The sequence below is a fragment of the Nonomuraea sp. NPDC004580 genome, assembly GCF_040609855.1.
GTDB classification, from domain to species: Bacteria; Actinomycetota; Actinomycetes; order Streptosporangiales; family Streptosporangiaceae; genus Nonomuraea; species Nonomuraea salmonea.
In genome coordinates, this window is the sequence record NZ_JBEXLH010000031.1 from 43,907 (window position 1) to 69,910 (window position 26,004).

Genomic DNA, 26,004 nt, shown 5'->3' on the forward strand with positions numbered 1-26,004 from the left:
AGGGCAGGTTCCGGGCATGAGCTGTTCAGGCCGGGGGTCGCCCTCCATTCGACGCACGATAGTAGAGGATCAAGCCTCCCCACCCGCAAGTCACGAATTTTCGTGATCACGGCCTTTTCGTACTCTGCGCACCACGATGTGCCGTCCGAGCAGCACCGAGCCCGGCACCACGACGAACCCCAGCAGGCTGGTGCCCAGCCCGAGCCCGATGTCGGCGTCCACGAGCCGGTCGCCGCCCCTCAGCACCGGCAGGCCGAGCGAGACGCTCACCGAGACCGACAGCAGCGGCTCCCGTTCGCGCGGCGGGTCCGGCTGGTTCGTCGCGGGCGGCGGCTCCTGGTCGCCCGGCGGGTCGGGCGGGTCGTCAGCAGGGGGCGGCGGGGTCGGCCGGACGGTGGTCGGCGCCGCGGTCGTCGGTGGCCTCCTGGTGGGGCCGCTCGTCGCGGTCGGCCTACGGGTGGGCTCCCTGGTGGGCCTCGTGGTCGTGGGGCGCTGCGCGGACCTGGAAGCCGTACTGGTCGGCTGGGCGGCCGATCTGCCGGCCCGGGGAGGCGCGCTCTCCGCCGGGCGGCCCGCCGAGGTGACCGGCGGCGTCACCACGGCCGGCTCACTCGCCACAGGGGGTTCCTGGGTGCGAGTCGGCCCCGTCGTCAATGTCGTCGTCGGTGTCGTCGTCGGTGTCGTCGTCGGTGTCGTCGTCGGGGTGGCGGCCGGCTTCGGCGGCTCAGGCGAGGAGGGAACGGGCGTGACCGGCGGGGCCACGCTGGGCGGCGGCACGGCCACGCTGCGCGGCTCGGGCGCGTCGCCCAGGATCGCGAACGCCGACACCACCGCGGCGGCCGTCGCCACCACCAGGCCGCCGGTCATGGCGAGCTTCCCGGCCGGCGACAGCGCGTCGCGGAACAGGCTCGTGCCCGTGCCTGACTCGGGGGCGGGCGGCGGGTTCGGCAGCAGCCCGGCCAGCGGCATGGCCGATAACGCCAGGGTCGCGCGGCCACGGACCTCCCAGTCGTCGCCGTACGCGGTGCGCGCCGTCTCCTCCAGCTCCTCCAGGAACGACAGCGCCGTCTCCGGCCGCCGTGCCGGCTCCTTCGCCAGGCCGTGCTCGATCAGCGGGCGCAGCGGCGCCTCGATGTCGTCGATCGGCGGCGGCAGGTGCTGGTGCTGGTAGGCGAGGGCGGCGATGTTCTCGCCGTGGAAGGCGCGGTGGCCGGTCAGGCACTCGTAGAAGACGAGGGTGGCGGCGTAGACGTCGGTCGCGGGCCCGGCCGGGGCCTCGTCCCACTGCTCGGGCGCCATGTACGGCGGCGTGCCCGCCAGCGCGGCCGTCTCCCCGACCTTGGCCGCCACGCCGAAGTCGACGAGCTTGCTGTCGCCGTCCTGGGTGATCATCACGTTCTCGGGTTTGAAGTCGCGGTGCACGACACCGTGCCGGTGCGCCTCCGCCAGGCCGAGCAGCGAGCCCTTCAGCACCGTCAGCGCCGCCTGCGGGCCCGTCGCGCCCTCGCCGGCCAGCAGCCGCCGCAGCGTGAGACCGTCGACCAGCTCCATCACGATGACCGCGTCGTCGTCGCCCTCGACGTAGTCGAGCACGCGAGCGGTGTGCGGGCTGTCGATCTCCTGGATGAGCAGCGCCTCTTCCCTGAACCGCGCCACGAACGCCTCATCGTCGCGCAGCGGCTCGGCGAGGTGCTTGATCGCGACCTGTGAGCCGTCGGATTCGCGGACGGCGAGCATCACGCGGCCGGTCCCGCCGTGACCCAGTTCCCGGATCTCCGTGTAGCCGGGAACCTCCATGGAGCCCTCCTGACCGGATAAAGATCCTTATAGGGGGACGCTAACCTGACGTCACCGGACGTGTCGACCCCCTTCGCCACAGTGATCGGATCGGTATGGACACCATGCCGCGTAGCAGCCCACGGACCCCTCGGCGGACGGCACCTGGCCCCTTGCGCGCCGAACCTTCTGTGCGGCGGTCCCCCTTGGCCGCCGGCTCTCCTGCGGCTCAGCGAGCACCGTCGCGTAGGAGGTCTCGGCGGCGAAGCGGTCGGTCGGCACGTGGTAGGTGCGGGCGATGTCGCGGATCACCGCGTCGAAGGCGAACTCGCCGGTCGTGTGGACGTACCAGCGGCTTGGGGACAAGGACATGGACCGGACATCCAGCGGACGTTTCCGCTGGTATGGCCTCAGGCAGCCGGAAGCGCGGAGGAGGCGGCCGCCGGAGCTGCGGGGGTGGCAGGTGGATGCGCGAAGGTAGCCGCCGGATGCGCGGAGGTGGCCGTGAGGAGGCGGTGGACTTCGCGGGCGGCCATGCGGCCCGCGCGGTTGGCGCCGATCGTGCTGGCCGAGGGGCCGTAGCCGACCAGCTGCACCCTGGGGTCGCGGACGACGCGCGTGCCGTCGACGCGGATGCCGCCGCCCGGCTCCCGCAGGCGCAGGGGTGCGAGGTGGTCGAGCGCCGAGCGGAACCCGGTGGCCCAGACGATGGTGTCGCAGGCCAGGAACGTGCCGTCGTCCCACTCCACGCCGTTCTCCGTGATACGGCGGAACATGGGGCGCCGGTGCAGAGCGCCCTTGGCCAGCGCCTCACGGACGACCGTGCTGTAGGTGAGCCCGGTCACGGCGACGACGCTCTGCGGCGGCAGCCCGGCGCGTACGCGGTCCTCCACCAGGGCGACGGCCTCGCGCCTGGCGTCCTCGCCGAAGTCGTCGTCACGGAAGACGGGTGGCCGCCGCGTCACCCACGCGGTCGCGGCGGCCACCCCCGCGATCTCCGACAGGACGTGCGCCGCCGACGTCCCGCCGCCCACCACGACCACCCGCCGCCCCGCGAACTCCGCCGGCCCCCGATAGTCGGCGTAGTGCAGCCGGCGGCCGGCGAACGTGGCGGCCCCCGGGTAGTACGGCCAGTAGGGACGGGTCCACGTACCGGTCGCGTTGACCAGCGCGGCGGCGGACCACTCCCCCGCGTCCGTCGCGACGAGCAACCGCCCCCTGGCGCCCTCGCGCACGGACGTGACCCGCACAGGACGCACGACGTGCAGCCCGGTCGCCCGCTCGTAGGCGTCGAAGTACGCGGGCACGACCTCGGCGGCGGGCCGCACCTCGCCGCCGTCCGCGGGCTTGGGGTGGCCCGGCAGGTCGAAGATGCCGTGCACCTTGTCCATCGTCAGCGACGGCGACCGGTGCCGCCACGCCCCGCCGGGCCCGTCCTCCGCGTCGAGCACGACGGCCTCGACCCCGAACCGCCGCAGGAAGTACGCACTGGACAGGCCGGCCTGCCCGGCCCCGATGACGACGACGTCACTCTCCTCCACGCTCACCCTCAACCACCCCCGCCCCGCCCCTCTTCCCACCGCCCCCGAAAACCCGAAACGGTTTCGTCAAGGGCGCCCCGGCGCGCGAACCACCGAACGGCGTGGTCAGGGGAAGATTCACCAGGTCAGAAGAGCCGAGGCGGTGTGAAGAAGAAACTTCGAAGGACCGAAACTTTTCGGCAGCTGACATCCACCGCCTCACCTCTCCCCCGCTGAGAACCGGGGAGAGGATCCGAGGCGAACATCCACCACCCCACCTCCCCCCGGCGAAAGCCGGGGAGGGGCGGGGTGGTGGGTCAGGGGCGGTGGGGGACGGGGGCGGTGGAGCCGCGGACCACCAGCTCGGTGGCCAGCTCCACGTGGTGGGAGTCCACGCGTTCGCCTTCCGCCAGCCGCAGGGCCGTGCGGAGGGCGGCCTGGCCCATCTCGCGGAGCGGCTGCCGGATGGTGGTCAGCGGGGGTGAGGTGACCTTGGCGATCTGGGTGTCGTCGAAGCCGACGATGCTCAGATCCTCCGGGATGCGCAGCCCGCGCTCCCGCGCCGCCTCCATGATGCCGACGGCCATCTCGTCGCTGCCGGCGAAGATGGCGGTCGGCGCGTGGGGCAGGTCGAGCACGGCGGCTCCGCCCTCGACGCCGTCCTGGTAGTGGAAGTGGCTGGAGCGCACGTAACCGGGCAGCACGGGCGCCCCCTCGGCCTCCATGGCGGCCCGGTAGCCGTGCAGCCGCGCCTGGTTGCACGCGGCGGTGGCGGGCCCGCCGACGTAGGCGATGCGCCGGTGGCCGAGCGAGAGCAGGTGCTGGGTGGCGGCCAGCCCGCCGGCGAAGTTGGTGGAGCCGATGCTGGTCACCCGGGTGCGCGGCAGGTTGAGCGGGTCGATGAGGACGAGCGGCAGCCGCGCCCGGTTGAGCGCGGCGGGCTGCCCCGCGGTCAGCTCGCTGGTGACGGCGATCAGCGCGCGCCGCCCTGCGGCGACGAGGCCGCGCGCCCAGGCGGTGGTGCGGGCCTGACCGCTCCTGATGCTGACCACGATGCCGACCCCGGCCTCGGCCCCGGCCTCGACGGCGCCCTGGATGATCTCCGTGGAGTAGGCGTTGAGGTCGGTGTCGAACTGCACCTCGACGGTGCCGAGCCCGGCCTGCTCGCGGCGTGGCGCCGGGGCGACGTAGTCGTGCTGCTGCAGCAGCGACTGCACGAGCGAGCGGGTGGCCGGCGAGACGTCGCTGCGGCCGTTGAGCACCTTGGAGACGGTCGCGACCGACACCCCTGCGGACGCCGCGACCGTCGCGAGGGTGGCACGTCTAGGACTGGGCGGCATCTGCACCCCCTTGCCGGGACTGCCCGGCGGCCGCGCCGGCGCTCACCTCCGCGGGTGTGACGAGCCGGCGGTCGTGGCCGACGTGGCGGGCCCGGCCGGTCAATCGTACGACGGCGCGGCACGGCAGGTCGGCGGCCGACGTGCCGGCCAGCACCTCGATGTCGCCTGGTTCGACGACGCGGCGCAGGTCGCGCCCGGTGAAGGCGGTGCGGTCGGCGTGTATGCGGAAGGTGACGTCGGCGCTTTCGCCGGGTTCGAGCGGAACTCTGGCGTAGCCGGTGAGCTGCAGGACGGGTCTGGTGACCGTGGCGAGGAGGTCGTTGAGGTAGAGCTGGACGACCTCCTCGCCGGCCCGCCCGCCGGTGTTGCGCACGGTGACGGTGGCGCTGAACTCGCCGTCGGTGGGCACCTCGGTGGCGCTGAGCCGCAGGCCGGACACCTCGAAGGTGGTGTAGGAGGCGCCGTGGCCGAAGGGGAACAGCGGGGTGGGGTCGAGGTTGCTGATGCCGTGGCTGTCGGTGCCGAGCGGCGGCTGGAGGTAGGTGCCGGGCTGGCCGCCCGGTACGCGCGGGATCTGCACGGGCAGCCGCCCGGTGGGCTGGACGCGTCCTGACAGCACGCCGGCGATGGCCGCGCCGCCCTCCTCGCCGGGCATGAACGCCTGGACGAGCGCGGCGGCGCCGTCGCGGATCTCGCCCAGCGCGTACGGCCGTCCGGAGACCACGACGACGACCACGGGCGTGCCGGTGGCGGCCAGCTCGGCGAGCAGGTCGGCCTGCACGCCGGGCAGCCGCAGGTCCTCGGCGTCGCAGCCCTCGCCGGAGGTGCCCTGCCCGAACAGCCCGGCCAGGTCGCCGACCACGGCCACGCACACGTCGGCGTCGCGGGCGGCTTCGACGGCGGCGGCGAAGCCGGAGCGGTCGTCTCCGCGCACCTCGCAGCCCTTCTCGTAGCGCAGCTCGGCGCCGGGCAGCTCGGCGGTGAGCGCGTCGAGCACGGTGGGCGCCTCGATGCCGAGCCCGAGTCCGGGGTGGCGGGGCAGCACGTGGTTGGGGAAGGCGTAGCAGCCCATGAACGTGCGGGGGTCGTGGGCGGCGGGCCCGACGACGGCGACGCGGCGCGGCGCGGGGCGGCCGTCGGGCCCGCCGCCGAGCAGCGGCAGCGCGGTGCCGGCGTCGAGCAGGATGATCGAGCGCTCGGCCAGCTCTCTGGCGAGTGCGCGGTTGGCGGGCGAGTCGAGGTCGACGTCCGCGGCGCCGGCGACGGACTGCTCGGGCGTCCACCCGGGGTCGAGCAGCCCGAGCTCGACCTTCTGGGTGAGCAGGCGGCGCACGGCCCGGTCGATGAGCTCCTCGTCCAGCTCGCCGCGGCGTACCCGGTCGGCGAGGTCCTGGCCGAAGCCGAGGGTGTCGGGCAGCTCGACGTCGATGCCGGCGGTGAGCGCCTGCACGCCTGCCTCGCCGGTGTCGGCGGCGACGCGGTGCATGGTGGTCAGGAACGGAACCGCCCAGTAGTCGGAGACGACGGTGCCGGTGAAGCCCCAGTCGTCGCGCAGCACCTCGGTGAGCAGCCACGGGTCGGCGCCGGCGGGGACGCCGTCGACGTCGGAGTAGGAGTTCATCACCGAGCGGGCGCCGCCGAGCGCGATCGCGGTCTCGAAGGTGGGCAGGATGATGTCGAGCAGCTCGCGCCTGCCCATCGGCACGGGCCCGTGGTTGCGCGCGGCGCGGGAGGCGGAGTAGCCGGCGAAGTGTTTGAGCGTGGCGATGATCCCGGCGTTCTCCAGCCCGCGTACGTAGGCGGCGCCGAGCGTCGCGACCAGGTACGGGTCCTCGCCCATGGTCTCCTCGACCCGCCCCCACCGGTAGTCGCGCACGACGTCGAGCACCGGCGAGAGCCCCTGGTGCACGCCGACGGCCCGCATGTCGCGGCCGATGGCGGCGGCCATGCGCTCGACCAGGCCGGGGTCGAAGGTGGCGGCCCAGGCGATGGCGGCCGGGTAGACGGTGGCGCCGTAGGCGGTGAAGCCGGTCAGGCACTCCTCGTGGACGATGGCGGGGATGCCGAGCCGGGAGCGTTCGATCACGATCCGCTGCTGGCGGACGACCTCGGCCGCGCCTTCTTCCGGCGTGACGGGGACGCTGCCGTGGACGCGGGTCAGGTGGCCGAGCCCGTGCCGGGCGGCCTCCTCCAGCGGGATGGTGCCGGAGGCGGCGAAGACGTCCTGCATGGGGGCCACGTTGAGCGGCTCCGCGCCCGGCTCCGGCTCCTCGGCCTGGCTCATGTCGTTGCCGACCCACCTGCTGCCGAGCTGGCCTATCTTCTCCTCCAGGGTCAGCTCGGCAAGGAGGGCTTCGACTCGGTCGGCCACGGCGAGCGCCGGGTCCTGCCACGGGCGCAGCGCCCGGTTCGCCGTGGGGGTCCGATCTAGAGCCGTCATGTACTGCGCTCCTTAAAGAGGTGCGGTCTTTTCGTAACTTTTCGAAGACGTTTCGCCAGCGGTGCCGACCTCGGCGCGCGACCGTCGCTGTCCCAGACCTCCAGCTAAGAGCACGCGCGGTAGTACCTTACACGCGCCTCATCAGAACGCCAGATGTTTGTCTGATCGACAACCTCTTGACACCACTATTCCCGAAACCTAGATTGGCGACCCCCGCGGTCATGTCGAAAATGTTTCGATGAGCTGACACTAGGAGGAGTGGAAGAGTGGCACTAGGGTGCCAATCCACGACCGCCGGCCATCGCATCCGATGATCAACGAGCCGCGACCCCCAGCCCGCGGCACTCACGTACGGAGATCAGCGTGGAGTCCAGGACTACCTCTCGCCGCAACTTTCTCAGCCTCGTCTCCATGGGAGTCCCCCTAGGAGCCGCACTTGCCGCCTGTGGCGGCACGGGTCCCACCCAGACGGGCGCCGGTGGCGACCCCGGCGCCGGCGCGACCACCGGTGGCGGCGCCAACAGCGCCACGTACTGGTACCTGTCGACGCAGCCGCAGGAGGGCGTGCGCACCCGGACGATCGAACGGCACAACAAGGCCAACCCCAGCGGGACGATCACCGGCACGACGTTCCAGAACGACGCCTACAAGACCAAGATCAAGACGGCTATCGGCGCCGGCCAGGCCCCCACCCTCATCTGGGGCTGGGGTGGCGGCACCCTGCGCAGCTACGTGCAGGCCGGCCAGGTGGACGACCTGACCGACTGGTTCGAGCAGAACGCGGCCGTCAAGGACAAGCTGTTCCCGTCCTCCTTCGGCGCCGCGACCATCGACGGCAAGATCTACGCGATGCCGTGCGAGACCCTGCAGCCGATCGTCCTCTACTACGACAAGCGGGCCTTCGACAAGATCGGCGCGCAGCCGCCCCAGACGTGGGGCGACATCCTCGACCTGGTGCCCAAGTTCAACGCCAAGGGCATCGCGCCGTTCTCGCTGGGCGGCCAGTCGCGCTGGACGAACATGATGTGGCTGGAGTTCCTCTTCGACCGCATCGGCGGTCCCGAGGTCTTCCAGGCCGTGTTCGACGGTGAGAAGGACGCCTGGTCCAACCCGGTCGCGATCCAGGCGCTGGGCGAGATGCAGAAGCTGATCAAGGCCGACGGCTTCGTCAAGGGCTTCTCCTCCATCACCGCCGACTCCAACGCCGACCAGGCCCTGCTCTACACCGGCAAGGCCGCCATGATGCTGCACGGCGGCTGGACGTACGGCAGCATGAAGGCCGACGGCGGCGACTTCGTCTCCGGCGGCAACCTGGGCTACATGAACTTCCCGCCGGTCGACGGCGGCAAGGGCGACCCCGGCAACACCGTGGGCAACCCCGGCCAGTACATCTCCATCTCCTCCAAGGCCACGCCCGAGCAGAAGGAGATCGCCAAGAAGTTCTTCGCCGGTGCGCTGATCGACGACACCGCGGTCAAGGAGTGGGTCGGCACGGGCGCCGTCCCGATCATCAAGGGCGCGGACAAGGAGTTCGCGAACTCCGAGGACAAGGACTTCCTGGGCTTCGTCTACAACATCGCGGTCAACGCCAAGACCTTCGGCCAGTCCTGGGACCAGGCGCTCAGCCCGACGGCCGCCGAGGTGCTGCTGGACAACATCTCGAAGCTGTTCCAGCTGTCCATCTCGCCCGAGCAGTTCGCCACGAACATGAACGCGGTCATCGGCAAGTGAGCGCCGTCATGACCACCGCCAGGCCCGCCCGCAGGGCGGGCCGTGGCGGCTCCATCAAGTGGATGACCATTCCGGCGCTGGTGTTCTTCGTCGGGTTCGCCCTCATCCCGCTGGTAGGGGTGCTCGCCCTCAGCTTCGCGCAGTGGGACGGGCTCGGAGAGATCGGTATCGCCGGGTTCAGCAACTGGAGCGCCATCCTCGCCGATCCCGGCCTGCCGCACGCGCTGTGGATCACCTTCCTCGTCATGGCCGTCTCGTGGGCGGTGCAGACGCCCGCGAGCATCCTGATGGGGGCCTTCCTGGCCGGGCAGCAGAAGTACCGCGCGGTCCTGTCGGTGGTGTTCTTCATCCCGCTGCTGCTCAGCTCCGCCGCGCTGGCGATCACCTACAAGGCGCTGCTCGACCCGAACTTCGGTCTCGGCGCCGGGCTGAACATCCCGTTCCTGGTCCAGGACTGGCTGGGCGAGCCGGTGCTCGCCTTCGGCGTGGTGATCTTCGTGGTGTCGTGGCAGTACATCCCGTTCCACTCGCTGATCTACCAGGGCGGCATCCGGCAGATCCCGCGCTCGATGTACGAGGCCGCCGAGCTCGACGGCGCGGGCCGGGTGCGCAGGTTCTTCAGCATCACGCTGCCGCAGCTCAAGTACACGATCATCACGTCGTCCACGCTGATGGTCGTCGGGTCGCTGACCCTGTTCGACCTGATCTTCGTGCTGACGGCGGGGGGCCCGGGCGACGCCACCCGGGTGCTCGCGCTCGACATGTACAAGCGCGGTTTCCAGGCCAACCTCATGGGTCCGGCCAGCGTGATCGCGGTCATCCTCGTCCTCGTCGGCCTCGGCCTGTCGCTGTTGCTGCGCCGGCTCGGCGGCCGAGACCAAAGCCACAGCCAGCTTGAAGGGGCCTGACGCATGACGACCGCCCCCACCAGGGCTCCCCGGCGCGACACCATCTCCGCCGGCCCTTCGCACCGCCGCAAGGTCGGCCGCAGCCAGGAGCGCCCCAACTGGATGGCCGGCCTGACCAGCGTCATCTGGCTGGTCATCGTCGCCGTGCCGATCTACTGGATCGTCATCACCAGCTTCAAGTCGCAGTCGAACTACTACCAGGAGAACCCGTTCGCCCCGCCGGGAGAGCCGACGCTGGCGAACTACCGCCTGGTCATCGAGTCCGACTTCATCCAGTACTTCATCAACAGCGTGATCGCGACCCTCGGCGCCGTGGTGCCGGCCGTGCTGGTCAGCTTCATGGCGGCGTACGCGATCGTGCGCGGCGGCAGGAGCAGGTCGCTGCGCTGGACGAACTCGCTGTTCCTGATGGGCCTCGCGATCCCGCTGCAGGCCGTGGTGATCCCGATCTACCTGATCATCATCCAGCTCGGCCTGTACGACTCGCTGATGGCGCTGATCCTGCCGTCGATCGCGTTCGCGATCCCGCTGTCGGTGCTCGTCCTGTCGAACTTCATCAGGGACGTGCCCAAGGAGCTGTTCGACTCCATGCGGATCGACGGCGCCTCCGAGACCGAGATGCTCTGGAAGCTGGCGTTCCCGCTCACCCGCCCCGCCGTGGTGACGGTGACGATCTACAACGCGCTGCAGATCTGGAACGGCTTCCTGCTGCCTCTGGTGCTCACCCAGAGCCCCGACAAGCGCACGCTGCCGCTGGCGCTCTGGTCGTTCCAGGGCCAGTACAGCATCAACGTGCCCGCGGTGCTCGCCTCCGTCGTGCTCACCACGCTGCCCATCCTGGTGCTGTACGTGGTGGGCCGCCGCCAGCTCCTTGCCGGTCTCACCGCGGGGTTCGGCAAGTGAGCCGGCCGGCGTGCCGCCTCAGGTGCGCCATGTCCGTCTCGTAGAAGCGGTCGTCCCCGCGGGCGACGTGACCGGCGAAGGCCGCGTCGCCCGCGGCGGCCACGTCGCCGTGGCAGATCACCTCGGCCGGCTCGACCGGCGGGAGGTACCAGGTGGCGCCGGGCGGCGGCACGAAGCCGGCGGTGGCGTCGTGGTAGCGGCGCAGCAGCCGGGCCGCGCCGGTCAGCGCCTCGTCCGTACGCGCCCACGGCGGCAGCGGATGGCCGGCCGTCTCCCCCGGCACGAAGCCGAGCACCTCGCGCCCCTGCTCGTCCACGCCATGGACGCTCGGCGCGCCGGTGAAGCCGCGTGCGGCGAGGTGGCGCAGCAGCGCGTGCACGGCCGGGGTCCAGGGGCCGGTGGGGCGGCGTACGGTGCCGGCCACCTTCACCACGTGGTTGACGCCCCCGCCTGTCAAGATCTCCTCGTCCGGCACCCCTCCCTTGTACCGGTCGTGCCGCTCACCGCACCACTTGTTTTATGACCGGCTTCCCGGCGGCGCGATAGAACAAAGCGCATGGACCCGGCACCGGTGGTACTCGTCGTGGACGACGAGCGCAACATCCGCGAGCTGCTGCTCGACGCCCTGGAGCTCAACGGCTTCCGTGTCCGCACGGCCGCGTCGGGCTCCCAGGCGCTGCAGAGCGTCGGCAGGGAGCGGCCCGACCTCATCCTGCTCGACGTGATGCTGCCCGACCTCGACGGCTTCGCGGTGGCGCAGCGGCTGCGGCCGGACGGCGGCGGGCCGCCGGTGCTGTTCCTGACCGCGCGCGACACGGTCGCCGACCGCATCGCGGGGCTGACGGCGGGCGGCGACGACTACGTGACGAAGCCGTTCAGCCTGGAGGAGGTGGTGCTGCGCATCCGCGCCATCCTGCGCCGCACGGGCGCGCGCGAGGCGCCCTGCGACGACGGCCTGCTCCGCTACGCCGACCTGGAGCTGGACGAGGAGACCCACGCCGTACGCCGCTCCGGCCGGCACATCCACCTGTCGCCCACGGAGTTCGCGCTGCTGCGTTACCTGATGATCAATGCCGAGCGGGTGGTGAGCAAGTCGCAGATCCTCGACCGCGTGTGGTGCCACGGCTTCGGCGCCGACAGCCGCATCGTGGAGTCGTACATCAGTTACCTCCGCCGCAAGATCGACGCCGAGGGACGGCCGCTGATCCACACGCTGCGCGGCGTGGGCTACTCCCTGCGCGACCAGACCCTGCTGGACCGCGCCCGATGACGGGCCGTTCCCTCCCCCGTGCGCGGGCGTGGCCGCTGCGGCACCGGCTGCTCGCGGCGCTGCTCGCGTTGTCGGCGGCGGCGCTGGCGGTGTTCGCGGCGGCCGGGGTGCTGCTGCTCGACCGCTCGCTGCTGGCGCGCGTGGACACCCAGCTCACCGGGTTCGCCGCGACGTTCCGGCAGGGTCGGCCGCCGCCCGGCGCTCCCGTGCCGCCGCCCCGGCCGCGGGGCGAGGTGGAGCTGCCCACCCTGTTCCGGGTCACGGTGTTCACCGGGTCGGGCGCGGTCGTACGGCGGCTGCCCGGCGACGGCGACGGCCCCGACGTGTCCGCCGCCCTGCTCGCCCACCCGCCGCGCGGCCCCTTCACCGTGCCCGACATGGCGGGCGGCGCCGAGTGGCGGACCATGATCGTGCGCCTGCCCGACGGCAACAGGGCCGCCGTCTCGCTCTCCCTGGAGTCCAACCGCAGCACCGTACGCCAGCTCCTGCTCATCGAGGCGGCGGCCGGCGTCCTCGTCCTGGTGCTGCTGGGTGCGGTGGCGCTGGTCGTGGTCCGCCTCGGCCTGCGCCCGCTCACCCGCATGGAACGCACGGCCACCGCCATCGCGGCGGGCGAGCTGGACCGGCGGGTCTCCGACAGCGACCCGCGCACCGAGACGGGCCGGCTGGGCCGGGCGCTGAACGTCATGCTCGGCCGCCTGGGCGAGGCCCTGCACCAGCGCGAACGCTCCGAGCAGCGGCTGCGCCGCTTCCTCGCCGACGCCTCGCACGAGCTGCGCACCCCGCTCACCTCTATCAGGGGCTACGCCGAGCTGTACCGGCACGGCCGGCCCGGCCCCGATCCCGTCGTGGCCCGCATCCTCGGCCGCATCGAAGGGGAAGCTGAGCGGATGGGCGTCCTGGTGGAGGACCTGCTGCTGCTCGCCCGCCTGGACGAGGAGCGCGCCCTGGACCTGACGGAGGTGGACCTGCACGTCATCGCGGCCGACGTGGTGCACGGGGCACGGGCGCGCGATCCCGGCCGCGCGGTGGAGCTGGTCCTGGGCGACGATCCGGTACGCGTGACCGGCGACGAGCACCGCCTGCACCGCGTCCTCGCCAACCTGGTCGGCAACGCCCTCACCCACACCCCGGAGGGCACCACCGTCCACGTCCTGCTCGGCAACCGGGGTCCCGGCGATCACGGCACGACGGCCGCCAGGGCCGGACGCGATGACGTGCAGGGGCCGGACGCCGGCGATCTCCCCGCGGGGGCCGTCACCTGGGCGGGGGCCGAGGAGGTGCGGGGGCCGGTGGTCGTGGTCGAGGTGTGCGACGACGGGCCGGGGATCGATCCCGAGCACCTGCCGCACGTCTTCGACCGCTTCTACCGCGCCGACTCCGCCCGCTCCCGCGAGAGCGGCAGCACCGGTCTGGGGCTCGCCATCGCGGCGGCGCTGGTGGCGGCGCACGACGGCCGCATCGAGGCGCGCAGCGCGCCGGGCCATGGCACCGCGTTCCGCGTCCTGCTGCCCGTGGAGGGCCCGCCGGGTCAGCCCGAGCGGCGCACCATCTCCTCGATCCAGACGGGCGCGTAAGGGGACGTGCAGCCCGGCGAGGTCGGGTAGTCCTTCAGCACCTCCAGGCGCTCCCCGATGGCGATGGCGCGGGCGCGGTGCCCGGGGTGGTCGATGCCGATCTGGGCCAGGCAGTGGTTCATCGCCCACTGCAGGCGTTCGTGGGCGTCCTTCATCTCCGCCTCGACGACGTCCAGCAGCCCCGCCAGGTCGAGGCCCTCGGGCTTCCTGGACACCCGTTCGGTGGTCAGCGCCCAGCCCGCGCTCGCCACCACCGGGTCGTGGTCGGCGAACCAGGCCCCCCGCAGCCCCTCGGCGTGCGGGCTCTTCTTCACCACGTAGTTGACCAGCCAGTCCTGCACCTTGGGCGTGCGGGCCTCACGCAGCATGCGGTCCAGCTCGTCCGCCTCGAACGCCTTCGGCCGGCAGACCAGCAGCGCCAGCAGCCGTGCCGCGCTGTCACCCGTCTCCCAGAGCGCGCGGGCGAGGTCCTGCCGCGTCTTGAGCCGCTTCGCGATCGCGCGCAGCTTGCCCAGGTTCACGGCGTGGTCGTCGCCGTGCCGCTCGTTCACCTCGCGGATCTTCGGGTCCGCGAGTGCGGCCAGCTCGGCCATCACCTCTGCCAGCTCGTCGGCCGGTGTCCCGGTCGTCGCCGTCTCGGCCACGTCCACCTCCCTGTCGGACTTCAGCGTAAGCGGGAGTTCACACACTATTCCCAGCTTGTTGCGGTCCCATATGGACCGACACGGAAGGAGAGACATGCTGCGCAGATTCCGCAGGCGTACCATCTCCGCAGATCAGCCCGCCGCTCCAGGCTCTCACCCAGGCGAGGCGGGGCACGCCCTGCGCGCTCCCAGCAGGCTGCACGCGTTCAACCGATACGAGATCAAGTACCTGGTCGACGCCGCCACGGCCGGCGAGCTGCGGGCCGAGATGGAGCGCCTGCTCGACCGCGACGAGCACAGCGGCGAGAACGGCTACGGCATCTGGAGCGTCTACTACGACACCCGGGGCCTGCGCTTCTACTGGGAGAAGATCGAGGGCCTGAAGTTCCGAAGGAAGCTGCGGATCCGCCACTACGGCGACCGGTTCCAGGTCACCGGCGACACCCCGGTCTTCGTGGAGATCAAGCAGCGGGTCAACCGGGTCACGCAGAAGCGGCGGGTGCGGCTGCCGTACCGGGACGCCGTCGCGCTGTGCGACGGGCGCGCGATGGTCGCGCACGAGCCGTCCGAGCGGGCCTTCCTGGAGGAGGTGCTCGACCTCGTCTGCCGCCTCGACCTGCGGGCGACCGCGATGACCGGCTACCAGCGGCACGCGTACGTGGGCCGCGGCGCCGACGTGGGCCTGCGGGTGACGTTCGACCAGCGGGTACGCGGGCGTGACAGGGACTTCCACCTGGGCGCCGACGCCGAGAACCGGTTCATCGTCCCGCCCGGCAAAGTGATCATGGAGGTCAAGGCCAACGAGCGGGTGCCGTACTGGCTGACCGACCTCACGGCCGAGCGGAACCTCCAGGTGGTCCGGGTCTCCAAGTACTGCCAGAGCGTGGAGGCGTACGGGCTGGCGCCCCGCTCCCTGTTCCACATCCCCGGCCACGAGCTCGGCCTCGACCCCATCCCCGGCCGCCCGCCGGCCATGACCACCGCCAAGGAGGCGTGACCCCCGTGGACTTCTCATTCCAGGACCTGTCGGGCACGTTCAGCGTCGCCGACATCGCGATCGCGATGTCCCTGTCGTTCGTGCTCAGCGCCATGATCGGCTGGGTCTACCGGGCGACCCACCGCAACGTCTCCTACAGCCAGTCGTACGTGCAGACGCTGGTCATCCTCGGCATGCTGATCTCGCTCATCATGCTGGTCGTCGGCTCGAACATCGCCCGCGCCTTCGCCCTGGTCGGCGCTCTGTCGGTGGTGCGGTTCCGCAACGCGATCAAGGAGACCAGGGACGTCGGGTTCATCTTCCTGGTGATGGGCGTCGGGATGGCCGTCGGCACCCGGTTCTACCTGCTGGCCGTGGTCGCCGCCGTGGCGATCTCGCTGATCATCATGATCATGCACCGGTTCAACTGGTTCCAGCTGAACGTGCGGCGGCAGGTCGTCAAGGTGCAGGTGCCGTCCGACGACGACTACACGCACGCCATCCAGGACGTGCTGGTCCGGCACACCGACGAGTTCGAGCTGGTCAGCATGGAGTCGATCAGGGCCGGAGCGCTGATGGAGCTGATGTACACGGTCAAGATCAAGAAGGGCAGCGAGCCCGCGGACGTGATCGCCGCGCTGCGCGAGCGCAACCACGGCCAGAACGTCACGGTCCTGACCGGGTACGACCAGACGGACCTGTGAGGGCCCCGTCATGGCACTCAAACACCGCATCCCCGTCAAACTCCGGCAGAACTGGAAGCTGGTCGCGTTGTGCGCGGTGTTCCTGGTGGCGTGCTGGGGGGTGTTCGGCAGCGGGACCATCCGCCCGTACGTCACCACCTCCGGCAGCGCCCAGGCCGACACCGTCGTCCAGAACCTCACCGGCACCCGCGAACTGTTCGACGCGGCCACGCCGCACGAGGTGACGCTCACGTTCCGGGACGAGGGCTACCAGGACATGCTGACCGAATACTTCAAGGATGGCGACAAGAAGTACGTCGAGGCGGATCTCACCATCGACGGGACCCGGATCCCGAGCGTGGGGATCCGGCTCAAGGGCAACTCGACCTTGCAGGGGTTCACCTGGAAGGGACAGTCCAGGCCGCGCGTCAGGCCGGGCGGCGGCGAAGCGCCGGAGGGCTTCCAGCCCCCGGCCGACGGCCGGCTTCCGGGAAACGCGCAGCCCCCGGGGAACGGACAGCGACCCGGCAACGGGCAGCCGCCCGGGATGGGACGGCCGCCGGGCGGCGGGCGGGCCGGTTCCGGGCAGCTCAAGGCCGAGGAGCCGGAGAATCTGCCGTGGCTGATCAGCTTCGACGAGTTCGTGGCGGGCCGCCGCTACCAGGGCCACAGCCAGATCGCCGTACGCCCGGCCGCGCAGCAGTCCTCGACCCTGCTCAACGAGGCGCTGGCCATCGCCATGGTGGGCGCGGCGGGCGAGCCGACCCAGCGCTCGGCCTACTCCTCCTTCTCCGTCAACGGCCGCGCGTCGAAGCCGCGGCTGCTCGTCGAGTACCTGGACGAGGGGTACGCCGAGCGGCTCGGTGACGGCGTGCTGTACAAGTCGCTGGCCTCCAGCAGCTTCGCCTACCAGGGCGAGGACCAGACCGCGTACGCCGACGACTTCAAGCAGGTCAACCTGAAGGGCGAGCGGGACCTGCAGCCGGTCATCGGCTTCATCAAGTGGGTGGAGGAGGCGTCGGACGAGGAGTTCGCGAAGGGCCTGGCCGAGCGGCTGGACGTCGAGTCGTTCGCCCGCTACGCCGCCCTGCAGAACCTGCTGCTGAACTTCGACGACATGGCCGGCCCCGGCCGCAACTACTACCTCTGGTACGACCTCGGCACCCGCACGTTCCGCGTGATCAGCTGGGATCTCAACTTCGCGTTCAGCGGCGACGCCACGGCCGGCCCGGAGGAGACGATCAGCCGGGGCTTCGGCGCCCGCCCGCAACGAGCGGCCCAGCGCGATCAGCAGGCCCAGCCGCCCGCCGGGGGCGGGCCACGGATGATGGGACACGCGTTGAAGGACCGCTTCTTGAAGGACGCCGGCTTCAAGAAGCTCTATGAGCGCGAGTACGCCGCCCTGTACCGGGAACTCCTGGCCGGCGGCACCGCCACGAAGCTACTGGACGAGGCGCTGGCGGCGTACGGACGGAACGCCGGAGCCGACACCGCGCAGGCGACCGAGGAGGCGACCGCCCTCCGCGAAACCCTCCAGACCCGCACCAAGGCCCTGAGCTCCCTGGCCTCCTGACCCCTTCGCCGTCCACCGGCCTGGAACCGGTGGACGGCGGGCGCGGTCAGCGGCGGGCGCGGAAGGCGACGGCGGTGGTCGAGGTGATCGCCGTCACCAGGACGACGGTGAGCAGGACGGTGCTCAACGGGTTCCGCCGCCGCTCCGCCGGCTCGGCCCGGATGACGTGCGACCGCGCGGACGGCGTCGGGGACGGCGTGGGAGTGGGCGTGAGCGTCGGGGTGGGCGGCAGGACCACCTCAGCCGGTACGAGCGGCGGCACGCCCCGCTGCACCTGCCGGGGCCGCCCGCGCGGGCACTCCCCCAGCTGGACGTCCCCCGCGCACAGCCCGTCCGGGTAAACGGTCACGTGAGGCACCGTCACCTTGGGCGCGGCATGCCGCTTGGCGTCCGGCATCGCGATCGACACCCTGGGCCGAGGCGAACTCTGCACCCACACCCGCGGCACCCGCACGTCCCGCCCGACTCTGACCCGCTTGGGCGGCGCCGGCGGCCGCACGGACACCTTGGGCACAGGCCGCGGCTTGGGCACCGCACGAGTCTTGGGCACCGCGCCGGGCTTGGGCACCGGCATCTGCCTGACGAGCGGCCGAGCCGGCTGACGAGGCGGCGGCACCCGCCCCGGCCCGGTCACGCGAGCCGCCACCCGCACCCGCCGCGAGGCCACCAGCACCACCCCCTCCCGTCCACCACCGGGCTGCACGCGCTCCGGCCCCGCCACGCCCTGCGCCGCCGCCATCGGCACGTGCGACGCGACCGGCGCGTGCCGCATCGGCGCCGCCGCCGCGTACCGCGACAGTTGCTGTGCGTGGGGCGAGGGCGGTGCTGTGGCCGGAGCGTGCGCCTGGTGGGCGGCTCGGTCGGCTGCGGTCAGTGCGCCGCGTTGCGGAGGAGGGCCGAGGCCGGTGGTGGCGGGGCCGGTGACCGTGGCGGTGATCAGGGCGGTGGCCAGCAGGAGCGGGCCGCGCCTTGTCATCACGGTCACACCTTTCCGGTGATCCGGGCGAACTCGTCCAGGGCTCCCCTGAACGCCTCCGGCCCCACGGCCAGGGGTCCGTCGAAGGCGCGGGAGATGTCCCACGTCAGGTACGTGCCGAACCCGATCAGCGCGGCGGTCGCCACCAGCGGCAGGATCGCGAGCCCGCGCGGCCTGGCACCGGCGAGGAACGGGAAGATGACGACCAGCGCCCCGGTGAGGACGGTCAGGAGGAGCAGACCGTCCGGAGGCCGGGCGGCGGCGTCGGCGGTGCGCTGGGCGCGGGCGGTGGAGATGGCGCGGAGGTGTTCGAGCACCTGCGACTTGGCGTCCTCCTCGTCGTCGTTGGCCGCCGGCAGCGCGGTGACGCGGGCGCGGAGGTCGTCCATGCGCTCGGCCCCGACGGGGTGCATGCGGCCGTCCTTCATCAGCGGCCACTCGTCCCTGACCACGAACGCCACATATTCCCGCAGCGACCTGCGCACCTCTTCGGACGCGCTGCCGGGCAGCTCGGCGGCGGCCCAGTAGGCGTCGACGGCCGCCTGGCTCTCGGCGTGGGTGTTGAGCCTCGCGGCGTCGGCCGTCGTCCAGGGGACGATGATCGCTATGGCGAACACGAGCAGGAACATCGCCGACAGCATCGCCCCGGCGTGCGCGGCGGACGGGCCGCTCGGATCACGATCCTCGCCTGCTCTCTTGACCCGTCTGAACACCAGCGCGGTGAGCGCCACCGCGCCCACCGCCGCCAAGATCGAGAGCGTGTACGCCATGAAGATCTCCCGGACCTCTTTCGGATACGCAGTGTCATATTACTATCACACAGTGCAATGATGGCGTCAGGCGCTCAAAGGTAAAGTCCCAGGCAAGCCCATACCTCCGGCGAGCCACCGCGAAGATCACTACGTTAAGGGACCCGGGGCCCTACGCGAAGGGCAGCCGGAGACGTGGACGCCCCATACCGCTTCCCGTGACACCCCACCGCCCGAAGGCGGCCGGAGGCGTGGGCGTCGCGTACCGCCTTCCGTGGCGCGCCACCGCCTGAGGGCGGATGGACCAGCCGTGTGGCGGCGCGGTGGAGAGGCGGTGGCGGACTGGACGGATTGCCGGAAAGTTGACGTGATGTCCCACAAGATGTCCAGCCGAATGATGAGATTTCGGGAATGTCGGGACCATGGACCGCGTGAATCTCAACGGTCGTAAATTCGTCATGGTCAGCTCGACGGCGAGCAAGGTCGATCCCGATGGTCCCACACGGTTCGAGTACTGGGAGGACGACGGGCTCGTGTGGGGCAGCTACACCGGCGACACCGTGACCCAGGGCCGCTTCGTGGGGACGCGCGACGGCGCCGAGGTGACCATCTCCTACGTGCACGCCCTGGTGGCCGGCGGCAAGGCGGCCGGGAAGGCGACCAGCCGCATCGAGACCGGCGACGACGGGCGGCTGCGGCTGGTGGAGGAGTTCAGCTTCGAGGGCGACGACACCCCGCACGTCAGCGTCTGCGCCGAGCTCCCCTGACCGCCCGGAAGCCGGGGTGACCGCCCCGAAAGGGGCGGCTCACCTCGGCGAGCGCGCGAGATGGGGTGGCCTCACCGGAAGGGGCGGCTCATTTCGGCGATCGCGCGAGGTCAGGTGTCCTTGCGGAGGGCGGCGCGGCCCTCCGCCGCGCCGACGAAGCGCATCTTGCCCAGAGGCACGTCGCCCTGGGTCTCCGGGGCGGGGCGGCGCTGGGCGCGGGCGGCCTGGTCGCGGTCGCTGGGCAGCACGTACGGCCGTTTGAGCACCTCGTCCAGGATGAACACCGTCTCGGTGGCCTTGACGGCCGGGATGTTGGCGAGCCGGTCGGTCACCATGGTGTGCACGGCGGCCACGTCGGAGACCCGCACCTGGATCATCGCGTCGTGCTGCCCGGTGGTGATCGCGCAGTACTCGACCTCCGGCATCCGGGCCAGCTCGGCCCTGAACTGCTTCCACATCTGCTGCCGTACGGTGACGAAGATGAGCGCGGTGATGCCGAGCCCGGTCCTGACGTGGTCGATCTCGGCGGTGAAGCGCTTGATGGCGCCGTCGGCGCGCAGCGCCTCGAAGCGGGTGTAGGCGTTGGCGCGGGAGATGCCGACGCGTTCCGCGAGGGCGGCGACGGAGATGCGGCCGTTCTCCCTGAGCACCTCGAGGATCTTCATGTGGATCTCGTCCAGTTCGAGACCGATTCCGATCCGTCCAGCCTGACCGCCACCCGTGGCACCATTTCTGGAAATTTCACTCATCATAACCTCACCGCTCTTTATATCCGTCTCGCCGACCGCACGGAGCCTGGACGTTCTGCCGCACAATCCTCGACATCCTTCTGCCGAACGTCCAACCTTGGAGGACCTACATGGCGACCCGCTCGCAGACGGCGGCTGTGCTGCTCGCCGGTGCACTCGCCCTCGCCGCCTGCGGAAGCGGCGGCACCACACCCACCACCGGGGCATCGGGTGCCGCCGGGGGCAAGACCCTCGTCATCGACACCTCCTTCGACCTGAAGACCGCTGACCCCGGCCGCACGTACGAGCCGACGGGGCTCATCGTGGGCAAGGCGCTCTATGAGACGCTGCTGACGTTCGACGGGGCCGACGTGACCAAGCCGGTGCCGGCGCTGGCCGAGTCGTACGAGCTGTCGGAGGACGGCAAGACGCTGACGCTCAAGCTGAAGCAGGGGGCCACGTTCGCCGACGGGTCTCCGCTGACGGCCGACGACGTGGTGTTCTCGCTCACGCGGGTGCGTGACATGAAGGGTACGCCGTCGTTCCTGCTGGACGGCGTCGAGGTGGCCAAGGAGGGCGACTCGACGATCACGCTGACGTCGAAGACGCCGAACCCGGCGCTGCCGTACATCCTGCCGAACCCGGCGCTCGGCATCATCAACAGCAAGGTCGCCAAGGCGCACGGCGCGACCACGGACCCGCAGGACAAGGCCGAGCAGTACCTCAACTCGACGTCGGCCGGTTCGGGCCCGTACGAGATCGAGTCGTTCAACGTCAGCAGCCAGGTCACGCTGAAGGCGAACCCCAAGTACTACGGCACGAAGCCCGCCTACGACAAGGTCGTCATCCGCAACGTCGAGGCCGCCACCCAGAAGCTGAACGTGCAGCGCGGCGACAGCCAGGTGGCGCTCAACCTGTCGGGCGACCAGGTCACCGGCATGCCGCCGACGCTGCAGGTGAAGAAGACGCCCTCGGCGAACGTGCTCTTCCTGCTCGCCAACCAGGACTCCGCGGTCAGCAAGACCACCACGAACCCGAAGTTCGTCGAGGCCGTGCGCAAGGGCGTGGACTACGCGGGCCTGCTCGAGCTGGCCGGTGAGGGCTCGACGCAGGCGCCGGGCATCATCCCGTCGCAGCTGCTCGGCGCGCTGCCGCCCGGCCAGGGCGCGAAGCGGGACGTCGAGGGCGCCAAGGCGGCGCTGGCCGAGAGCGGGCTGTCGAACCCGACCGTGAAGCTGGAGTACCCGAGCGAGCTGACCGTGAACGGCCTGTCGTTCCAGCCGCTGGCCGAGCGCATCCAGGCCAACCTCAAGGAGGTCGGCATCACGGTGGACCTGCAGCCGGCGCCGGTCACGACGGCGCTGGACAACTACCGCAACGGCAAGGAGGAGATGGGGCTGTGGTACTGGGGCCCCGACTACCCCGACCCGAGCGACTACCTGGCGTTCCTGCCCGGCAAGACCGTGGGGCTGCGGGCCGGCTGGAAGGAGGGGGCGTCGAAGGAGCTGGAGTCGGCCGGTGAGCAGGCCGCCAAGGCCATCGGCGACGACGCCCGCAAGGCCGCGTACGTGGACGTCCAGACGAAGCTGAACGCCTCGGGCCCGTTCGTGCCGCTGATCCAGCCGAGCCAGAACATCGTGACGGCCGCGTCGGTGACCGGGCTCGAGTACCACCCGGTGTGGACCGTGGACGTCGCCGACCTCGGCGTGAAGTAGGGGACGTCCCAAGTGTCGGAGACCCAGGAACCGGCGGCGGGCCCGCCCGCCGGCGGCCCGGCCGGGCAGAGGGCGGGCGCGGCACGGCGGCCCAGCGGGCGGCCCAGCGGGCGGCCCAGTGGGCGGCGGGGCGGGCATCCGCTGGTGCGGTTCCTCGTGCGGCGCGTGCTGCTGGCCGTGCTCATGGCGTGGGGCATCACGCTGGTGACGTTCGTGCTGACGAACCTCGTCCCCGGCGACCCCGTGGCCGCCAACCTCGGCCAGCGCGCGCTCGGCGACCCCGCCATCGTGGCGCAGTGGCGGGCCGAGCACGGCCTGGACAAGCCGCTGTGGCAGCAGTACCTGATCCACCTGCAGGGCCTGGTCCAGGGCGACCTGGGCACGAGCCAGCAGAGCCACCGCCCGGTGGCGCAGGACCTGGCGGAGTTCGTGCCGGCGACGCTGGAGCTGGCCGGCGCGGCGATCCTGGTCTCGCTGGTGCTGGGCGTGGCGTTCGGGGTGGTGGCGGCGCTGCGCAGGGACCGGCTGTCGGACCACGCGCTGCGGGTGCTGAGCCTGATCGGCATCTCGGTGCCGACGTTCTGGCTGGCGCTGGTGGCGTTCTACGTCTTCTTCTACCGGCTGCAGATCACGCCGGGCAGCGGGCGCGTGGACGCCGCGCTCGGCTCCGCGCCGCCGGTGACGGGCCTGCAGACGGTGGACGCGCTGCTGGCCGGCCGCTGGGACATCTTCACCTCCGCCGTCGGCCACCTGGTCACGCCGGCTCTGGTGCTGGCGCTCTACACGATCGGGCTGCTGACCCGCTTCACCCGCTCGGCGGTGCTGGAGGTGCTGGGCCAGGACTACGTGCGCGCGGCCAGGGCGAAGGGCCTGCCCGGGCGGACGATCCTGTTCCGTTACGTGCTGCGCTCCGCCCTCGTGCCCGTCATCACGGTCGCGAGCCTGGCGTTCGGCAGCCTGCTGTCCGGCACGGTGCTGGTGGAGGCCATCTTCGCCTGGCCGGGCGTCGGCCAGTACGCGTACAAGAGCGCCACCACCCTCGACCTGCCCGCCGTGATGGGCGTCGGCCTGGTCGTCGGCGTGGTGTACCTGGTCATCAACCTGATCGTGGACGTGCTGTACGGCGTCATCGATCCCCGAGTGAGGCTGCGATGAGACGGCGGGACCCCCTGGCCCGCAGGGGGCTGCTGCGGCGGCTGCCCGAGGCGTGGCGGCAGCCGCTGGCCGTGGTCGGCGCGGTGCTGGCGGTGGCCTGGCTGGTGATCGCGCTGGCGGCGCCCGCGCTGGCGCCGCACGACCCGCTGGCGCAGGAGCTGCCGCGGCTGGCCGCCCCCGGGCCCGGCCACTGGTTCGGCACCGACCAGCTCGGCCGCGACATCCTGAGCCGGGTCATGTACGGGGCGCGCGTGTCGATCCCGCTGACGCTGCTGCTGGTGGTGCTGTCGGTGCTGATCGGCGGGCTGCTGGGCGCGTGCGCCGGCTACTTCGGCCGCTGGGTGGACGAGACGATCATGCGGGTGGCGGACCTGGTGTTCGCGTTCCCGACGGTGATCCTCGCCATGGTGGTGGCCGCGGCGCTGGGCGCGAGCCTGACGAACGCGGTGCTGGCCGTGCTGGTCGTGGCCTGGCCGGCGTACGCGCGGGTGACGCGCGGGCTGGTGCTGGGCGTGCGGGAGCGGGAGTTCGTGCTGAGCGGGCGGCTGCTGGGCTTCTCGGTGTGGCGTTCGCTGCGGGTGGACGTGCTGCCGAACGTGACCGGCCCCGTCCTGGTGCTCGCCACCCTCGACATCGGCACGGCGCTGCTGCTGCTCTCGGGCCTGTCGTTCCTCGGCCTGGGCGCCAAGCCGCCGTCGCCCGAGTGGGGGGCGATGGTGGCGTCGGGCGTGGAGGTGTTCGACAGCTGGTGGGTGGCGACGTTCCCCGGCCTGGCGATCCTGACCGTGGTGCTGGCGTTCAACTTCCTCGGTGACACGCTGCGCGACGCCCTCGACCCCCGTACGGCCCGCGCGATCAAGGAGCGTGCCCTGTGACGCTGGACATCGCGGACCTGAAGGTGACGATCGGCGGCAAGGACGTGCTGCGCGGCGTGGACCTGCGGCTGGAGGCCGGGAAGGTGCACGGGCTGGCCGGTGAGAGCGGCTCGGGCAAGACGATGACCGGGCTCGCCGTGCTGGGCCTGCTGCCGCACGGCGCCAAGGCGTCGGGGTCCATCACGCTCGGCGAGCGCGACCTGCTGCGGCTGCCGCCCAAGGAGCTGAACCGGGTGCGCGGCGGCGAGGTCGCCATGGTCTTCCAGGACCCGGCGACCAGCCTGCATCCGATGCTGACCATCGGCACGCAGCTCACCGAACACATGCGGCACCACCTGAGGCTGGGCAAGCCCGAGGCGAAGGAGCGGGCGGTCGAGCTGCTCGGCAAGGTCCGCATCCCCGGCCCCGCGGAGGCGTACGGGCGCTTCCCGCACCAGTTCTCCGGCGGGATGCGGCAGCGCATCGCGATCGCCATCGCGCTGGCCTGCTCCCCCAAGGTGCTGATCGCCGACGAGCCGACCACGGCGCTGGACGTCACCGTGCAGGCCGGCGTGCTGCGGCTGCTGCGCGGGCTCTGCGACGAGCTGGGGCTCGCCGTGCTGCTGGTGACGCACGACCTGGGCGTCATGTCGGCGGTGGCCGACGAGGTGAGCGTGATGAAGGACGGCCTGGTGGTGGAGTCGGGCCCGCGCGGGCGCGTGCTGCGCGAGCCCGAGCACGCCTACACGCGCTCGCTGCTGGACTCGCTGCCCGACACGGAGGTGCGCTGAGCATGCTGACCATCGACGACCTGGTGGTGGAGCACCGCTCGCCCGGACGTCCCGTGGTGCGGGCCGTCGCGGGGGCCAGCCTGGAGGTGCGGCCCGGTGAGGTGGTCGGGCTCGTCGGGGAGTCCGGCTGCGGCAAGTCGACGCTGGCCCGCGCGGTCTGCGGGCTGAACCCGGTGACTGCCGGGTCCATCGCGTTCGAGGGCGAGCCGGTGACGCCGCTCGGGCTGCGGCGCAGGAAGCTGACCGGCATCCAGATGGTGTTCCAGGATCCGTACGCGTCCCTCAACCCCCGGCGCCGGGTGGGCGACCAGATCGCCGACGGGCTGCGCACCTCGGGGGACACCTCCACGACGCCCGCCGATCTGCTCGAACGCGTCGGGCTGCCGCGCGACTTCGCCGGGCGGCATCCGCACGAGTTCTCCGGCGGGCAGCGGCAGCGCATCGCCATCGCCAGGGCGCTGGCGGCGCGGCCCCGGCTGCTCATCGGGGACGAGCCGATCTCCGCGCTCGACGCCTCCGCTCAGGCGCAGGTGGCTCGGCTCATGCGGGACCTTGCCGTGTCGTCGGGGGCCGGGCTGCTGTTCATCAGCCACGACCTGTCGGTGGTGCGGCTGATCGCGGACCGGATCGCGGTCATGTACCTCGGCAAGATCGTCGAGGTGGGCGACACGGCCGAGGTGTGGGCGCGGCCGCGGCATCCGTACACGGAGGCGCTGCTGGGCGCCATCCCCAAGCCGGACGGCCTCGGTGTCCTGCCCGCCGAGCTGCCCGGCGACGTCCCTGACCCGGCCTTCCCGCCGTCGGGCTGCCGCTTCAACCCGCGCTGCCCGTCGGTGATGGACGTGTGCCGCGAGAAGGAGCCGGCCTTCGGCCCGGTCGCCTGCTGGCTCCACGAGCCCAAGTGACCCCGCCACCCGCTGATCCCTTC

The 26,004-nt window shown here is 71.7% G+C and carries 24 protein-coding genes; 14 read left to right on the forward strand and 10 right to left on the reverse strand.

Features of this window, described 5'->3' with window-relative positions; genetic code table 11:
• Positions 1 to 90: 90 nt before the first annotated feature.
• The 5 genes from ABZW11_RS27960 to ABZW11_RS27980 all read right to left on the reverse strand — a co-directional run bounded on the left by ABZW11_RS27960 (position 91) and on the right by ABZW11_RS27980 (position 7,076).
• Positions 91 to 1,797 carry a serine/threonine-protein kinase gene (locus tag ABZW11_RS27960; protein ID WP_355422988.1) on the reverse strand — a complete coding sequence of 569 codons (1,707 nt, stop codon included), beginning with the start codon at positions 1,795 to 1,797 and terminating at the stop codon, positions 91 to 93.
• A gap of 51 nt (positions 1,798 to 1,848) precedes the next feature.
• A complete protein-coding gene (locus ABZW11_RS27965) occupies positions 1,849 to 2,148 on the reverse strand; it encodes a hypothetical protein (RefSeq protein ID WP_355422991.1) in 300 nt (99 codons plus the stop codon).
• A 38-nt stretch (positions 2,149 to 2,186) separates the two neighbouring features.
• The gene (locus ABZW11_RS27970; protein ID WP_355422994.1) at positions 2,187 to 3,323 is read right to left on the reverse strand and encodes an FAD-dependent oxidoreductase; all 1,137 of its coding nucleotides are present in this window, start codon (positions 3,321 to 3,323) and stop codon (positions 2,187 to 2,189) included.
• Between the two features lie 290 nt (positions 3,324 to 3,613).
• Entirely contained in the window at positions 3,614 to 4,636 is a 1,023-nt protein-coding gene (locus tag ABZW11_RS27975) for a substrate-binding domain-containing protein (RefSeq protein WP_355422997.1), read from the reverse strand.
• Positions 4,620 to 7,076, reverse strand: a complete 2,457-nt coding sequence (locus ABZW11_RS27980; protein WP_355422999.1) for a glycoside hydrolase family 3 N-terminal domain-containing protein — start codon at positions 7,074 to 7,076, stop codon at positions 4,620 to 4,622. The genes ABZW11_RS27975 and ABZW11_RS27980 overlap by 17 nt, the downstream gene beginning before the upstream one ends.
• A 411-nt stretch (positions 7,077 to 7,487) precedes the next feature.
• On the opposite strand from ABZW11_RS27980, the gene ABZW11_RS27985 reads away from it, so the two are divergent.
• From ABZW11_RS27985 to ABZW11_RS27995, 3 genes are read left to right on the forward strand one after another with little or no spacing between them, the layout of a single operon-like run.
• Positions 7,488 to 8,807 (forward strand): extracellular solute-binding protein, encoded by a 1,320-nt coding sequence (locus ABZW11_RS27985; protein WP_355423002.1) that lies wholly within the window; start codon positions 7,488 to 7,490, stop codon positions 8,805 to 8,807.
• A gap of 8 nt (positions 8,808 to 8,815) precedes the next feature.
• A complete protein-coding gene (locus ABZW11_RS27990) occupies positions 8,816 to 9,715 on the forward strand; it encodes a sugar ABC transporter permease (protein ID WP_355423005.1) in 900 nt (299 codons plus the stop codon).
• 3 nt (positions 9,716 to 9,718) lie between these two features.
• Positions 9,719 to 10,618, forward strand: coding sequence for a carbohydrate ABC transporter permease (locus ABZW11_RS27995; RefSeq protein ID WP_355423008.1), 900 nt, complete (start codon positions 9,719 to 9,721; stop codon positions 10,616 to 10,618).
• Here ABZW11_RS27995 and ABZW11_RS28000 read toward each other — a convergent pair.
• Positions 10,596 to 11,093 carry a phosphotransferase gene (locus ABZW11_RS28000; RefSeq protein ID WP_355423011.1) on the reverse strand — a complete coding sequence of 166 codons (498 nt, stop codon included), beginning with the start codon at positions 11,091 to 11,093 and terminating at the stop codon, positions 10,596 to 10,598. The two genes, ABZW11_RS27995 and ABZW11_RS28000, sit on opposite strands and share 23 nt — an antisense overlap.
• A gap of 81 nt (positions 11,094 to 11,174) precedes the next feature.
• On the opposite strand from ABZW11_RS28000, the gene ABZW11_RS28005 reads away from it, so the two are divergent.
• Entirely contained in the window at positions 11,175 to 11,888 is a 714-nt protein-coding gene (locus ABZW11_RS28005) for a response regulator transcription factor (RefSeq protein ID WP_355423014.1), read from the forward strand.
• Positions 11,885 to 13,465, forward strand: a complete 1,581-nt coding sequence (locus ABZW11_RS28010; protein WP_355423017.1) for an ATP-binding protein — start codon at positions 11,885 to 11,887, stop codon at positions 13,463 to 13,465. The genes ABZW11_RS28005 and ABZW11_RS28010 overlap by 4 nt, the downstream gene beginning before the upstream one ends.
• Here the strand turns inward: ABZW11_RS28010 and ABZW11_RS28015 are convergent.
• Positions 13,420 to 14,058: a DNA alkylation repair protein gene (locus tag ABZW11_RS28015; protein ID WP_355423100.1), complete on the reverse strand. Its 639-nt coding sequence runs from the start codon at positions 14,056 to 14,058 to the stop codon at positions 13,420 to 13,422. The two genes, ABZW11_RS28010 and ABZW11_RS28015, sit on opposite strands and share 46 nt — an antisense overlap.
• 145 nt (positions 14,059 to 14,203) lie before the next feature.
• Here ABZW11_RS28015 and ABZW11_RS28020 point away from each other — a divergent pair, with 145 nt between their 5' ends.
• From ABZW11_RS28020 to ABZW11_RS28030, 3 genes are read left to right on the forward strand one after another with little or no spacing between them, the layout of a single operon-like run.
• The gene (locus tag ABZW11_RS28020) at positions 14,204 to 15,106 is read left to right on the forward strand and encodes a polyphosphate polymerase domain-containing protein (RefSeq protein ID WP_355423020.1); all 903 of its coding nucleotides are present in this window, start codon (positions 14,204 to 14,206) and stop codon (positions 15,104 to 15,106) included.
• Between the two features lie 5 nt (positions 15,107 to 15,111).
• Complete coding sequence (locus ABZW11_RS28025) at positions 15,112 to 15,789, forward strand: DUF4956 domain-containing protein (RefSeq protein ID WP_355423023.1); 678 nt, start codon at positions 15,112 to 15,114, stop codon at positions 15,787 to 15,789.
• A 10-nt stretch (positions 15,790 to 15,799) separates the two neighbouring features.
• Positions 15,800 to 17,341, forward strand: a complete 1,542-nt coding sequence (locus ABZW11_RS28030; RefSeq protein WP_355423026.1) for a CotH kinase family protein — start codon at positions 15,800 to 15,802, stop codon at positions 17,339 to 17,341.
• A gap of 46 nt (positions 17,342 to 17,387) precedes the next feature.
• Here ABZW11_RS28030 and ABZW11_RS28035 read toward each other — a convergent pair whose 3' ends face one another.
• Both ABZW11_RS28035 and ABZW11_RS28040 read right to left on the reverse strand, forming a co-directional pair.
• A complete protein-coding gene (locus tag ABZW11_RS28035; protein ID WP_355423029.1) occupies positions 17,388 to 18,317 on the reverse strand; it encodes a hypothetical protein in 930 nt (309 codons plus the stop codon).
• 5 nt (positions 18,318 to 18,322) lie between these two features.
• Positions 18,323 to 19,087: a hypothetical protein gene (locus tag ABZW11_RS28040; RefSeq protein ID WP_355423032.1), complete on the reverse strand. Its 765-nt coding sequence runs from the start codon at positions 19,085 to 19,087 to the stop codon at positions 18,323 to 18,325.
• 410 nt (positions 19,088 to 19,497) lie between these two features.
• On the opposite strand from ABZW11_RS28040, the gene ABZW11_RS28045 reads away from it, so the two are divergent.
• Positions 19,498 to 19,833 (forward strand): hypothetical protein, encoded by a 336-nt coding sequence (locus ABZW11_RS28045; protein WP_355423035.1) that lies wholly within the window; start codon positions 19,498 to 19,500, stop codon positions 19,831 to 19,833.
• A 110-nt stretch (positions 19,834 to 19,943) separates the two neighbouring features.
• Here the strand turns inward: ABZW11_RS28045 and ABZW11_RS28050 are convergent, their stop codons facing one another.
• The gene (locus ABZW11_RS28050; RefSeq protein WP_355423037.1) at positions 19,944 to 20,585 is read right to left on the reverse strand and encodes an Lrp/AsnC family transcriptional regulator; all 642 of its coding nucleotides are present in this window, start codon (positions 20,583 to 20,585) and stop codon (positions 19,944 to 19,946) included.
• A gap of 107 nt (positions 20,586 to 20,692) precedes the next feature.
• Between ABZW11_RS28050 and ABZW11_RS28055 the strand changes: the two genes are divergently transcribed.
• The 5 genes from ABZW11_RS28055 to ABZW11_RS28075 are packed head-to-tail and all read left to right on the forward strand — an operon-like array spanning position 20,693 to position 25,981.
• The gene (locus tag ABZW11_RS28055; RefSeq protein ID WP_355423039.1) at positions 20,693 to 22,276 is read left to right on the forward strand and encodes an ABC transporter substrate-binding protein; all 1,584 of its coding nucleotides are present in this window, start codon (positions 20,693 to 20,695) and stop codon (positions 22,274 to 22,276) included.
• 12 nt (positions 22,277 to 22,288) lie between these two features.
• Entirely contained in the window at positions 22,289 to 23,431 is a 1,143-nt protein-coding gene (locus tag ABZW11_RS28060; RefSeq protein WP_355423043.1) for an ABC transporter permease, read from the forward strand.
• The gene (locus ABZW11_RS28065) at positions 23,428 to 24,306 is read left to right on the forward strand and encodes an ABC transporter permease (protein ID WP_355423046.1); all 879 of its coding nucleotides are present in this window, start codon (positions 23,428 to 23,430) and stop codon (positions 24,304 to 24,306) included. Before ABZW11_RS28060 ends, ABZW11_RS28065 begins: the two co-directional genes overlap by 4 nt.
• Complete coding sequence (locus ABZW11_RS28070; protein ID WP_355423049.1) at positions 24,303 to 25,076, forward strand: ABC transporter ATP-binding protein; 774 nt, start codon at positions 24,303 to 24,305, stop codon at positions 25,074 to 25,076. The genes ABZW11_RS28065 and ABZW11_RS28070 overlap by 4 nt, the downstream gene beginning before the upstream one ends.
• Before the next feature lie 2 nt (positions 25,077 to 25,078).
• The gene (locus ABZW11_RS28075) at positions 25,079 to 25,981 is read left to right on the forward strand and encodes an ABC transporter ATP-binding protein (protein WP_355423052.1); all 903 of its coding nucleotides are present in this window, start codon (positions 25,079 to 25,081) and stop codon (positions 25,979 to 25,981) included.
• Positions 25,982 to 26,004: the final 23 nt, after the last annotated feature.